The sequence below is a fragment of the Aestuariibius insulae genome, assembly GCF_040783535.2.
Classification (GTDB): Bacteria; Pseudomonadota; Alphaproteobacteria; order Rhodobacterales; family Rhodobacteraceae; genus Aestuariibius; species Aestuariibius insulae.
In genome coordinates, this window is sequence record NZ_JBFONW020000004.1 from 247,576 (window position 1) to 258,946 (window position 11,371).

Annotated in this window: 12 protein-coding genes; 8 read left to right on the top strand and 4 right to left on the bottom strand. The window is 63.4% G+C overall.

Features of this window, described 5'->3' with window-relative positions:
• Positions 1-5: 5 nt before the first annotated feature.
• Positions 6-311, bottom strand: coding sequence for a DUF6476 family protein (locus AAD018_RS12775; protein ID WP_367314471.1), 306 nt, complete (start codon positions 309-311; stop codon positions 6-8).
• Between AAD018_RS12775 and AAD018_RS12780 the strand changes: the two genes are divergently transcribed.
• From AAD018_RS12780 to AAD018_RS12805, 6 genes are all read left to right on the top strand, one after another.
• Positions 310-1,323: an RluA family pseudouridine synthase gene (locus AAD018_RS12780; protein ID WP_367314472.1), complete on the top strand. Its 1,014-nt coding sequence runs from the start codon at positions 310-312 to the stop codon at positions 1,321-1,323. The two genes, AAD018_RS12775 and AAD018_RS12780, sit on opposite strands and share 2 nt — an antisense overlap.
• A gap of 183 nt (positions 1,324-1,506) precedes the next feature.
• Positions 1,507-2,403, top strand: a complete 897-nt coding sequence (gene rpoH, locus AAD018_RS12785; RefSeq protein WP_367314473.1) for an RNA polymerase sigma factor RpoH — start codon at positions 1,507-1,509, stop codon at positions 2,401-2,403.
• Between the two features lie 120 nt (positions 2,404-2,523).
• The gene (locus AAD018_RS12790) at positions 2,524-3,543 is read left to right on the top strand and encodes a ligase-associated DNA damage response exonuclease (protein ID WP_367314474.1); all 1,020 of its coding nucleotides are present in this window, start codon (positions 2,524-2,526) and stop codon (positions 3,541-3,543) included.
• A complete protein-coding gene (locus AAD018_RS12795) occupies positions 3,540-5,129 on the top strand; it encodes an ATP-dependent DNA ligase (RefSeq protein WP_367314475.1) in 1,590 nt (529 codons plus the stop codon). Before AAD018_RS12790 ends, AAD018_RS12795 begins: the two co-directional genes overlap by 4 nt.
• Positions 5,122-5,973 (top strand): amidohydrolase family protein, encoded by an 852-nt coding sequence (locus tag AAD018_RS12800; protein ID WP_367314476.1) that lies wholly within the window; start codon positions 5,122-5,124, stop codon positions 5,971-5,973. The genes AAD018_RS12795 and AAD018_RS12800 overlap by 8 nt, the downstream gene beginning before the upstream one ends.
• 94 nt (positions 5,974-6,067) lie before the next feature.
• On the top strand, positions 6,068-7,882 hold the full coding sequence (locus AAD018_RS12805) for a M3 family oligoendopeptidase (RefSeq protein ID WP_367314477.1): 1,815 nt from the start codon (positions 6,068-6,070) through the stop codon (positions 7,880-7,882).
• Here AAD018_RS12805 and AAD018_RS12810 read toward each other — a convergent pair.
• Positions 7,879-8,583 (bottom strand): NAD(P)-dependent oxidoreductase, encoded by a 705-nt coding sequence (locus AAD018_RS12810; RefSeq protein ID WP_367314478.1) that lies wholly within the window; start codon positions 8,581-8,583, stop codon positions 7,879-7,881. The genes AAD018_RS12805 and AAD018_RS12810 overlap by 4 nt on opposite strands.
• A 121-nt stretch (positions 8,584-8,704) precedes the next feature.
• Here AAD018_RS12810 and AAD018_RS12815 point away from each other — a divergent pair, with 121 nt between their 5' ends.
• Complete coding sequence (locus AAD018_RS12815) at positions 8,705-9,475, top strand: HpcH/HpaI aldolase family protein (RefSeq protein WP_367314479.1); 771 nt, start codon at positions 8,705-8,707, stop codon at positions 9,473-9,475.
• On the opposite strand, the gene AAD018_RS12820 is transcribed toward AAD018_RS12815, so the two are convergent.
• Both AAD018_RS12820 and AAD018_RS12825 read right to left on the bottom strand, forming a co-directional pair.
• The gene (locus AAD018_RS12820) at positions 9,472-10,431 is read right to left on the bottom strand and encodes an alpha/beta hydrolase (RefSeq protein WP_367314480.1); all 960 of its coding nucleotides are present in this window, start codon (positions 10,429-10,431) and stop codon (positions 9,472-9,474) included. The two genes, AAD018_RS12815 and AAD018_RS12820, sit on opposite strands and share 4 nt — an antisense overlap.
• A gap of 5 nt (positions 10,432-10,436) precedes the next feature.
• On the bottom strand, positions 10,437-10,724 hold the full coding sequence (locus AAD018_RS12825; protein ID WP_367314481.1) for an SCP2 sterol-binding domain-containing protein: 288 nt from the start codon (positions 10,722-10,724) through the stop codon (positions 10,437-10,439).
• Positions 10,725-10,799: 75 nt separating this feature from the next.
• Here AAD018_RS12825 and AAD018_RS12830 point away from each other — a divergent pair, with 75 nt between their 5' ends.
• Positions 10,800-11,354: a hypothetical protein gene (locus tag AAD018_RS12830; RefSeq protein ID WP_367314482.1), complete on the top strand. Its 555-nt coding sequence runs from the start codon at positions 10,800-10,802 to the stop codon at positions 11,352-11,354.
• Positions 11,355-11,371: the final 17 nt, after the last annotated feature.

The following is an 11,371-nucleotide window of genomic DNA, read 5'->3' on the forward strand; positions in this document are numbered from 1 at the left end:
CCCCCCTAGTTCTCGATCTGGATCGTCTGGCGGAGTGTCTGGCCGGTGGGATCGTAGATCAGGATGCGGCTGTCCTCGGTCACGATCGCGATCATCCGGTCCGTAACGGTGAAGCCGGTGGCGGTCGCGCCATCCGGAAGGGTGATTCGGTCGGGCAGGATCGGGGCGGCCTCGGTCGGCGCAAGCCGCATGACAAGAAGCGCCACGATCAGTAGAACCCCTCCGATCATCACGGCGGTCAGGAGCGTGACCAGCCGACGGAGAAACCGCAGATTTGCCGGCTCGGGCAGATCGTCAGGAGCGTCGTTCATGGAGCCTCTTCGATTCAGGATCGCTGCTGATCCTCCGCCCCGCCTCGATAAGGCGCTTGCGCGCGATGTGCCAGAGGCGGCGGCGCTGAGCCGGTCGCAGCTTGTGCGGCTGTTGGGAGAGGGCGCGGTTCAGGTGAACGGGACGGTGATGCAGGACGCCAAGGCGCGCACGGCGGAGGGCGATCTGGTGGAGATCGTTCTGCCTGAGGCGCAGGCCACCCATATGGAGGCCGAGGCGATCCCGCTGGAGATCGTGTTCGAGGATGCGGATCTGATCGTGGTGAACAAACCTGCCGGGATGGTGGTGCATCCCGCGCCGGGCACGCCGTCGGGCACACTGGTCAACGCGCTGCTGCATTATTGTGGGGCGGACCTGTCGGGCGTGGGCGGCGTGGCGCGGCCCGGGATCGTGCACCGGATCGACAAGGAGACGTCGGGTCTGCTGGTGGTCGCCAAGAGCGACCGGGCGCATCAGGGGCTGGCCGCACAGTTCGAAGCGCATAGCGTGGAGCGGGTCTATCAGGCGCTGGTCTACGGAGTGCCGGATGTCGCCGATCCGCGGCTGCGGGGGATACGCGGGGTTAGTGTCGAGACAGGCGGGACAGTGAAGATCACGACCGGGCTGGCGCGCCATCGGACCGACCGGCAGAAGCAGGCGGTCTATTTCGGATCTGGCCGCCATGCGGTCACGCGTCTACAGGTCGCAGAGCGGTTCGGAGAGAGCGCGGCGCGCGTCACGTGCAGGCTCGAGACGGGCCGGACCCATCAGATCCGGGTGCATCTGGCGCATATCGGGCACGGGATCATCGGAGATCTGGTCTATGGGGGGCGGCGCAAGCTTTCGGAAAAGGCGCTTGGCGCGGAGACGGTAGAGCAGGTGCGCGGCTTTGCGCGGCAGGCCCTGCATGCGGGCGTGCTGGGCTTCGTGCATCCGGTGAGCGGCGAGGATCTTTGTTTTGACGCGGATCTTCCTCAGGACATGCAGGGTTTGCTGGATGCGCTGAAGACGTAACAGCGAATTGTGCAAAATCTGCACGAATTCTTGACAAAAACACACAGAGAAGGGGCTGGACGGGAGCCAGCCCTATCGGTATACCCATTTTGAACTAATCGGTTCAGTTGGCCTGCGACATCTTGTAAGGTCTGGATCGACTCACCATATCAATGTTAAGTTAATAAACATTGGAGGAAAGATTTGGCCAGTTACACCAATTTACCCGCCCCCTCGCCAGAGCAGGGCTTGAACCGGTACCTCCAGCAGATCCGTAAGTTTCCGATGCTGGAGCCCGAAGAGGAATACATGCTCGCCAAGGCGTGGGTGGAGAAGGAAGACACTGAATCCGCGCATAAGATGGTGACATCGCATCTGCGGCTCGCGGCGAAGATCGCCATGGGCTATCGCGGCTATGGATTGCCTCAGGCTGAGGTGATTTCAGAGGCGAATGTCGGTCTGATGCAGGCGGTCAAGCGGTTCGATCCCGAGAAGGGCTTTCGGCTTGCGACCTATGCCATGTGGTGGATCCGGGCCTCGATCCAGGAATATATCCTGCGATCCTGGAGCCTTGTGAAGCTGGGCACGACCAGCGCGCAGAAAAAGCTGTTCTTCAACCTGCGCAAGGCGAAAAGCCGGATCGGCGCGCTGGAAGATGGCGATCTGCGGCCCGAGAATGTTCAGCGAATTGCGCATGATCTGGGCGTGACCGAAACCGAGGTCATCTCGATGAATCGGCGGATGTCGGGCGGCGATGCGTCGCTGAATGCCATGGTCGGTAGCGATGGCGATAGTGCCACGCAATGGCAGGATTGGCTTGAGGATGAGGATGCCGATCAGGCCGGCGATTATGCGGAGCGGGACGAGCTGGAAAGCCGCCGCGAGCTGCTGAACGAGGCCATGGATGTCCTGAACGTCCGCGAGAAGGATATCCTGGTTCAGCGCCGCTTGCAGGACAAAGCGATCACGCTTGAAGAGCTGTCGGGTCAATACGATGTCAGCCGCGAGCGCATCCGCCAGATCGAGGTGCGGGCGTTCGAAAAGCTGCAAGCGCGGATGCGTGAGCTGGCGGACGAGCGGGGCATGTTGGCGACGGCCTAGGCCCTTTTCCCCTGACCTGTTGAACATGAGGGCCGGTTTTCGAACCGGCCCTTTGTCTTTGCGGTCTGTCTGCAATCCAGTTTCTTTCCCCGGGCGGGGGATGCTCTATCCTTTCACGCCATGGCCAAAGACCCTGTACTGACCTTCACCGACAAGGGCATCTATTGCCCGGCCGGTGATTTTTATATCGATCCCTGGCGGCCCGTGGACCGGGCCTTGATCACCCATGGGCATGCCGATCACGCGCGCGACGGGATGGGCCGTTATCTGGCGACCGAAGCTGCGGCGCCCGTGATGCGGCACCGGCTTGGGGAGATTTCGCTAGAGACCATTCGGTATGGCGAGACGCGGCGGATCGGGGACGCGTCCGTGTCGTTTCACCCGGCGGGTCATGTGCCGGGATCGGCGCAGATCCGGGTGGAGCATAAGGGCGAGGTCTGGGTGGCGTCGGGCGATTACAAGACGGTGGCCGATGGCCTGTCCGAGCCGTTCGAGCCGGTGCTGTGCCATGCGTTCATTACCGAATGCACGTTTGGCCTTCCGGTCTTTACCTGGACCGATCAGGCGGTGTTGAAGGACGAGATCAATCGCTGGTGGGCTGCCAATGCGGCGGAGGGGCGGTTTTCCCTGCTCGGCGCCTATGCGCTGGGAAAGGCGCAGCGGTTGCTCGTGGGGCTGGATCCATCGATCGGGCCGATCCTGACCCATGGGGCGATCGAGAACACGAACGAGGTGTTGCGGAGTCAGGGTGTTGCGTTGCCGGACACGATCCGGGTGACACCGGATCTGGATGTGAAGGCGCATGCCGGGGCGCTGGTTCTGTCGACGCCGTCGGGGCTTGCGACGCCTTGGGCGCGGCGGTTCGGGCAGGCCTCGACGGCGTTTGCCTCGGGCTGGATGGCGCTGCGCGGAGTGCGGCGCAGGCGGGCGGCGGATCGCGGGTTCATCATGTCCGATCATGCGGATTGGGCGGGGCTGAACATGGCGATCCGGGAGACGGGGGCGGAGAAGATCTTCGTCACGCATGGCTATACGTCGATCTTTCGCCGGTGGCTGGACTCCGAAGGGTATGACGCGGCCATTGTCGAGACCGAATATGAAGGCGAGGCGCTGGATGCCGCCGAAGAGGTGGTGGAGTGAAACGGTTCGCCCGGCTCTTTACTGCTGTCGATCAGACGACGAAGACGACGCGGAAGGTCGAGGCTTTGACGTCTTACTTTCAGGAGGCGCCGGATGAGGATCGGCTATGGACGGTTGCGCTGTTTACCGGGCGGCGGCCGAAGCGGTCGGTGAACACGACGCTCCTGCGCGAATGGGCGGCAGAGCGGGCAGGGATCACGCTGTGGCTGTTCGAGGAGGCCTATCCGATTGTCGGCGATCTGGCAGAGACGATTGCGCTGGTTCTTCCGGAGGCGGAAGAAGATGAGGATCAGTCGCTATCCTACTGGATTTCCTATGTGAAGCAGCTTTCCGGCCTCGAGGAGGCAGAGCGGAAGGCGGCGGTCCTGGAGGCCTGGAACCGGCTGGCGGCAACGGAGCGGTTTCTCTTTAACAAGCTGATCACCGGCGGCTTTCGCATCGGGGTGTCGGCCAAGCTGGTCACGCGCGCGCTGGCGCGGGCGACCGAGCAGGACGAGGCGGAGGTCACGCACAAGCTGATGGGGGATTGGACACCCGAGACGGTGACGTTCGAGAGCCTTGTTCTGGCGGACGATCCGACCTCGGATCTGTCGAAGCCCTATCCGTTCTATCTGGCCTATCAGCTGGATGATCTCGATGATCTTGGCGCTCCAGAGGATTGGAAAGCCGAGAGAAAATGGGATGGCATCCGCGGGCAGTTCATCTTGCGGGAGGGGCAGCATCACCTGTGGTCGCGGGGCGAGGACCTGATGACGGACCGCTTTCCGGAGCTTGCGCGGCTGGTCGATTTCCTGCCCGACGGGACGGTGATGGACGGGGAGGTTCTGGCCTGGCGGGACGAGGCGCCGCTGTCGTTCAACGATCTGCAAAAGCGGATCGGGCGAAAGACGGTGCCGAAAAGGCTGCTGGCGGAGGCCCCGGTCATTCTCAAGGCCTATGATCTGCTGGAATGGAGGCGCGAGGATATCCGCCAGACGCCCTTTGCGGAGCGGCGGGTGATCCTGACGGATCTGGTTGGGGGGCTTCCCGGCGATGCTCCGATCCGGCTCTCGGAGGATGTACCGTTCGACAGCTGGGAGGGGCTGGCCGAGGAGCGGGAGCGCTCGCGGGATCTGGGGGCCGAAGGGCTGATGCTCAAACGGGCGGGGAGCCCCTATCTGAGCGGGCGCAAGAAGGGCGATTGGTGGAAGTGGAAGGTCGATCCGCTGACGGTCGATGCGGTGATGATCTATGCGCAGCAGGGGCATGGGCGGCGGGCGAACCTCTTCACGGATTTCACCTTTGCCGTCTGGTCCGGGAACGATCTGGTGCCGTTTACCAAGGCCTATTCGGGGCTGACCGATGTGGAGTTTCGCAAGATCACCGCCTGGGTGCGCAAGAACACGTTGCAACGCTTCGGACCGGTGCGGCAGGTGACGCCGGAACATGTCTTCGAGATTGCATTCGAGGGGATCCAGTCCAGCTCGCGGCACAAGTCGGGGATTGCCTTGCGGTTTCCGCGGATGTCGCGCTGGCGGCATGACAAACCGATACAGGAGGCGAATACATTGACCGATTTGCACGAGATGCTCGAGATCTATGGCTGATCTGCCTGTGCCCAGGGTGCCACGTGAGGCGTTGCCCGAGGGGGCGGTCGACAGCCATGCGCATATCATCGGGTCCGAGTTTGCCTTGGCGCCGGGGCGGGCGGAGGACCCGCCGGAGATCGGGCTGGCGGCGACGGTTGCGGGCTATCGCGCGCAGCTTTCTGCGTTGGGATGCCAGCGCGGGGTGCTGGTGCATTCGATCCTTTATGGGCTCGATAACTCAGTGACGGTCGAGGCGATTCGGCAGCTTGGCCCGGGCTTTTCCGGGATCGGGCTGGTTTCGGACAAGGCGGACGGGGCCGTGCTGGACCGGTTCCCGGACTGGCGGCTCAGGGGCGTGCGGCTGAACCATGTGCATGGCGGCGTGCTGTCCTGGGAGGGGGCCTTGGCGTTGGCGCCTGCGCTGGCCGAGCGGGATCTGCATATCGAAATGCTGCTGCATACACATGCGCATCTGGAGGCGATTGAGCAGGATATCCGGGCGCTTGCGACGCCCTTGGTGATCGATCATCTGGGCTGGCCGGATCTGACGCTTGGGGTCGAGGAGCCGGGGTTTCAGACGCTGCTTCGGCTGCTCGCCGACGGGCATGTGCATGTGAAGCTGAGCGCGATCTATCGGCTTTGCGATCCGCCCTATGACCAGGCCGCGCCGTTTGTGGAGGCGTTGGTGCGCGCCAATCCCGAGCGGTGCCTTTGGGGGTCGGACTGGCCGCATCTGATGCTGGGGGATGCCCGGATGCCGGATGCGGGCGCTTTGCTGGACGCGGTGTTCGATGTCGTGACGGATGAGGAGAGCCGCCAGCGTATTTTTGCGGAGACACCCGCCCGGCTTTACCGCCTTTAAGCATTTTGCCGCGCGAAAAGACGGTGAAAGGGACGCTTGCCGGTTTTCCTTGGCCGCAAGCTCGCCTAGCTAGGGGGCCAAAGGAGAGGCCCGCATGAAAACCCGTACATTCGACGCAAACGCAACGTCCGGAGACAGCCCGTTCGGGGATCTGCCGGTCTGGGATCTGTCGCATCTTTATGCAGGGCAGGATGCGCCCGAGCTGAAGCGGGATCTGGATTGGCTCGAGACGGCCTCTCGCGATTTTGCCGCCGGTTACGAAGGCAAGCTGGCATCGCTCGATGCGGCGGGGCTGCTGGAGGCGGTGCAGCGCAACGAGAAGATCGACATGATCGCGGGGCGTATCATGTCGTTTGCGGGGCTGTCCTATTATCAGAAGACGACCGATCCGGAGCGGGCGAAGTTCTATTCGGATTGTCAGGAAAAGATCACCAATTACACCGCGCCGCTGGTCTTCTGGATGCTGGAGCTGAACCGGCTGAACGACGATCATCTTGAGCGGCTGCTGGAGCAGAATACGGATCTGGCGCGGTATAAGCCGGTCTTTGACCGTCTGCGGGCGATGAAGCCCTATCAGTTGTCCGATGAGCTGGAGAAGTTCGAGCATGATCTGTCGCCGACGATGGGGTCGGCCTGGAATAAGCTGTTCGACGAGACGATGGCGGGGCTGGCCTTCACCGTGAACGGCGAGGAGTTGGGGCTTGAGGCGGCGACGACGCTTCTGACCGAGCAGGACCGGTCGGTGCGGGAGGCTGCCGCGCGGGAGATCGCGCGGGTTCTCGGCCAGAATATCGGCCTGGTGGCGCGGGTGCACAACACGCTCACCAAGATGGGCGAGATCGAGCAGCGCTGGCGCGAATACGAGACGCCTCAGACGCCTCGGCACCTGTCGAACCATGTCGAGCCGGAGGTTGTGGAGGCGCTGCGCAATGCGGTGACGTCCGCCTATCCGCGGCTGAGCCACCGCTATTACGCGATGAAGGCGAAGTGGCTGGGGCTGGACAAGATGCAGGTCTGGGACCGGAACGCGCCGTTGCCGATGGAGGATGACCGCAAGATCGGCTGGGACGAGGCGAAGGGCACCGTGCTGGACGCCTATTCGGGGTTCGATCCGAAGATGGCGGAGCTGGCGCAACCGTTCTTTACCGATGGCTGGATCGATGCGGGCGTCACGCCCGGCAAGGCGCCGGGGGCGTTCGCGCATCCGACCGTCACGGATGTGCATCCTTATGTGATGCTGAACTATTTAGGAAAACCGCGCGATGTGATGACGCTGGCGCACGAGCTGGGGCACGGGGTGCATCAGCGGCTGGCGGCGGAGCAGGGGGAGTTTCTGTCCTCCACGCCGCTGACGCTGGCCGAAACGGCGTCAGTCTTTGGCGAGATGCTGACCTTCCGCAAGCTGCTGGCGGCGGCCAAGGACGATGCCGAGCGCAAGGTTCTGCTGGCGGGCAAGGTTGAGGATATGATCAACACGGTCGTCCGGCAGATCGCGTTCTATGATTTCGAGGTCAAGCTGCACGACGCGCGGCGTGGCGGAGAGCTGACGCCCGATCAGATCAACGAGATCTGGATGTCGGTTCAGGGCGAAAGCCTTGGTCCCGTCTTCGAGTTCATGGACGGCTACGAGACCTTCTGGGCCTATATCCCGCATTTCGTGCATTCGCCCTTCTACGTCTATGCCTATGCGTTCGGCGATGGCCTCGTGAATGCGCTTTATGCGGTCTACGAAGAGGGCGATGCAGGCTTTCAGGAGAAGTATTTCGACATGCTGAAAGCGGGCGGGTCGAAGCACCACAAAGAGCTCTTGGCGCCGTTCGGGCTGGATGCGTCGGAGCCGGCGTTCTGGGACAAGGGGCTGTCGATGATCGAGGGGATGATCGACGAGCTTGAGGCGATGGACAGCTAGCCCGTCATCTCTTTGAGGACGGCCAGCGGGCTTGAGACGCTGGCGTCCTCGGGCCTCGCGATGGCGGGCGTGCCTTTGATCCAGGTGCCGTCCTCGAGGCAGGTCAGCATGAAATGGGCAAGGTCCGCATGGCGCGTGCGGATCAGATCGTCGGGGATGACGTCCTCGCTGACGGTGTAATCCTCGGTCAGCGGCTTTTCGAGGAGCCAGCCGGGGCGGACGGCGGTCCAGTCGAGGCCGTCCTTGCCGCGCAGATACCATTCCATCTGTTTCATCTGCTCGAAGATCGACTTGAGCCCGACGGCCGCCGCGCCGCGGAACCACATCGGGCCGCGCGACAGGGTCTGCGTGAACGAGGCGGAGACCACGATCAGGCGTTTGATACCGGCCTTTTCCATCGCCTCGACCGTGCGTCTTGTGCCTTCGGTGTAAAGCGGCGGAGGATTGAAGACGGTGTCCGGCCCGGCAGCGATCCCGAGACCGGAGAGGACGGCATCCGCGCCCTCCATCGCGTCGCCGAGATCGTCTGTCATGACGTCATGTTCGAAATGCAGGACGTCCTTTCCGTCGGCGGCGTCGAAGGGCGTGTTATGCTCGACCGCATGAACGCGGTGGCCGCGTGCCCTGGCCTGGGCGACAAGCTCCAGCCCGGTTTTGCCGCCTGCGCCCAGAATGACAATCGTTTTGCGGGGTTGGGACATGCTTCGCCTCCTCGTGGTTCGAGGGCTAACGGGCGACGTCGCTTTTCCGTTCCTCGCCTCTTTGGGTTGATGTTCGGATCTGCCGGGGCGAGGGTCGCGCGACGCGGATCAGGAGGATGAGATGGGCAAGCGGATTTCGGGGTTTCGGGCGCGTCTAACCGGGCGGGAGCGGCTGGTGGGCACGTTTTTGAAGACCCCGGCGCATGAAATGATCGAAGTTCTGGCGCCGACGGGCCTCGATTTTCTGTGCCTCGATGCAGAGCATGCGGCGTTTGATCGCGGGCGGCTGGATGCGTGCCTTGCGCTGGCCCGGGCGATGGATTTTCCGGCTCTGGTGCGGGTGCCTGCGGGGACGCCTGCCAATATTCTAATGGCCCTAGATGCGGGCGCGGTGGGCGTCGTGGTGCCGCATGTGGGTAGCGCCGAGACCGCGGCCGCCGTGGCCAAGGCGGCGCATTTCGGGGAAGGCGGGCGCGGATTTGCCGGTTCGACCCGCTGGGCGGGGTTCGCGACGCGCGGGATGGGCGAGGTTCTGGATCAGTCGGACGAGACGGTGGTGATCGCGCAGATCGAGGAGCCGTCCGGTGTGGAGGCTTGCGAGGCGATCGCGGGCGTGGACGGGATCGATGCGCTGTTCATCGGGCCGGCGGATCTGTCGGTGGCCTATGGCAAGCGGGATCTGTCGAGCGACGAGCTGGACGCGGCTTTCCGCAAGGTGGGGGAGGCCTGCGCGGCCAAGGGGCGCGGCTTCGTGACCTGGGTGCCAAATGCGGCCAAGGCGGCGGAGTGCAGTGCGTACGGCCTGACCACATTCGTGGTTGGATCCGAGCATTCCTGGATGGCGCAGGGTGCGCGCGAAGCGGTGCGCCAGATCGGCGAGGCGACCGGTTAGGCGACGGTCGCGAGCGCTTTTGGCGGGTTTTCGATCATCTCGACCGCCTCGTCGATGATCCGCGACCGGATCTCGGCGCGTTCGACCAAAAGCTCGTGCTCTCCGCGCTCCATCACCTCCATCCGGCCTCGGGGCCAGCGGTCCATGCGCGCCTTGATCCGAAGCTTGTCGACGATGCGCTCGTTCTCTCCGACAAAGGCGATGGCGGGGATGTCGGGCGAGGGGCGGCTGGCGAGGTGGCGCATTTCGCGGAGCGCCTCATTCAGCCAGTGCAGGCTGGGCCCGCCAAGCGCGAGATCGGGGTGATTGATTAGCTGTTCTTTGAGCAGATCGAACATCTCGGCGTCGGAGGTGAGGGTGTTATCCTCGAACGGAGCACGCAGCACATAGGTCTCTCCGCCCTGGCCGGGGGGATAGATGTGACCGAAGCGCAGCGGGCGCGACAGGGTCGAAAGGCCCCATGCGACGGGGCGCAGCGGCGGGGTCAGGCGGATTCCCCACATCGGACCCGAGAAGGTGGCGGTGTCGACGGCCAGACCCTCCATCAGCGAGCGCAAGCCGATGCAGCCGCCCATGGAATGGGCGATGAGGTTATAGGGCGCGGGCAGTGACAGCGATGGAAGGGCCGCCATGACGGCGGCCACGTCGAGCTGATAGTCGGGAAAGCGCAGCACGTGCCCGGTGGCGCGGTTGGGCAAGAGGCGATCGGCGAGGCCTTGCCCCCGCCAATCCACCGCGACCGACGAATAGCCGTGTTCGGCCAGTGCGGCGGCGGTGACGCCGTATTTTTCAGCGTATTCCGTGCGTCCGGGGAAAAGAAGAACAGTGCCCTTTTGCGTGTCCGGAGATGTCCAGACCGAGATGCGGATCCGAAGATCGTCCTCGGTGCGCAACCAATAGGCGGCGCCGCCTTCGGGGCCGCGGGAGACATCGTGGTGGAAGGGCGCCTGTTCCATCGGCGTCAGCTCAGCACGCCGGCCAGTTTCATCGCCTGACCCATATCGCCATCGACCGACAGCTTACCGGTCATGAAGGCTGTGGTCGGGTTTTCCTCGCCGTCGAGGATTGCCTTGAAGGTCTCGGTCGAGGCGGTCAGCGTGACCTCGGCCTCTTCGTCGGCTGCGCGCGCGCCGGCCTCGTCGATGATGATAGAGCCCTCATCCTCGATCACGAATTTGGCCTTGCCGTCAAAGCCGCCGTCCATCTTTGCGTTGAGGGCGGCAACCGCCTCTGTCACGACATCACTCATCTTTTGGATCGTCCTCTACATTTTGTGACGCGGTCAAGGCTAGCATCGCCGCTGTCTTCCGCTAATATCGGTATCATGTATCGCTCTCTTGGACAGATCAAACATATCGTGACGGCAGGCGCCCTACTGATCAGCACTGCGGCAGTCGCCGAGACTGGCAAGCTCGATGCGCTTTACGATCAACTGCAGGACGCGACAGAAGACACGTATCTTTCGATTGAAGAGCAGATTTATACCGAATGGGGCAGGTCTGGCTCGGCTTCCATGGATTTACTCGTAAAACGGGGTCGCGAAGCGATCGAGGTTGGCGACACCGAGGCCGCGCTCGATCATTTCTCGGCGCTGGTCGACCATGCGCCGGATTTTGCCGAAGGGTATGCGGGACGGGCGCAGGCCTATTTCGAGTTAGGGCTATTCGGTCCGGCGCTTGACGATCTGCGACAGACGCTTGTTCTTGAGCCGCGCCATTTCGGCGCAATGGCCGGACTTGCCATCATGTTCGAAGCGATGGAAGAACCCGCTCGCGCGTTGGAAGCCTATGAGGCGGCGGCAGCCGTTCATCCGCTTGAGCCCTCCATCGCAGGGGCGATCGAACGGCTCGAACGCCGGCTCGACGGGCAAACGATCTGAACGGCGCGGCGCGCCGG

Bases quoted from the DNA above. Each gene is read 5' to 3' on its own strand.
- AAD018_RS12825 (WP_367314481.1), bottom strand. From the start codon at position 10,724: ATGAGTGATGTCGTGACAGAGGCGGTTGCCGCCCTCAACGCAAAGATG.
- AAD018_RS12780 (WP_367314472.1), top strand. From the start codon at position 310: ATGGAGCCTCTTCGATTCAGGATCGCTGCTGATCCTCCGCCCCGCCTC.
- AAD018_RS12830 (WP_367314482.1), top strand. From the start codon at position 10,800: ATGTATCGCTCTCTTGGACAGATCAAACATATCGTGACGGCAGGCGCC.
- AAD018_RS12810 (WP_367314478.1), bottom strand. From the start codon at position 8,583: ATGTCCCAACCCCGCAAAACGATTGTCATTCTGGGCGCAGGCGGCAAA.
- AAD018_RS12815 (WP_367314479.1), top strand. From the start codon at position 8,705: ATGGGCAAGCGGATTTCGGGGTTTCGGGCGCGTCTAACCGGGCGGGAG.
- AAD018_RS12805 (WP_367314477.1), top strand. From the start codon at position 6,068: ATGAAAACCCGTACATTCGACGCAAACGCAACGTCCGGAGACAGCCCG.
- AAD018_RS12775 (WP_367314471.1), bottom strand. From the start codon at position 311: ATGAACGACGCTCCTGACGATCTGCCCGAGCCGGCAAATCTGCGGTTT.
- AAD018_RS12820 (WP_367314480.1), bottom strand. From the start codon at position 10,431: ATGGAACAGGCGCCCTTCCACCACGATGTCTCCCGCGGCCCCGAAGGC.
- AAD018_RS12790 (WP_367314474.1), top strand. From the start codon at position 2,524: ATGGCCAAAGACCCTGTACTGACCTTCACCGACAAGGGCATCTATTGC.
- AAD018_RS12800 (WP_367314476.1), top strand. From the start codon at position 5,122: ATGGCTGATCTGCCTGTGCCCAGGGTGCCACGTGAGGCGTTGCCCGAG.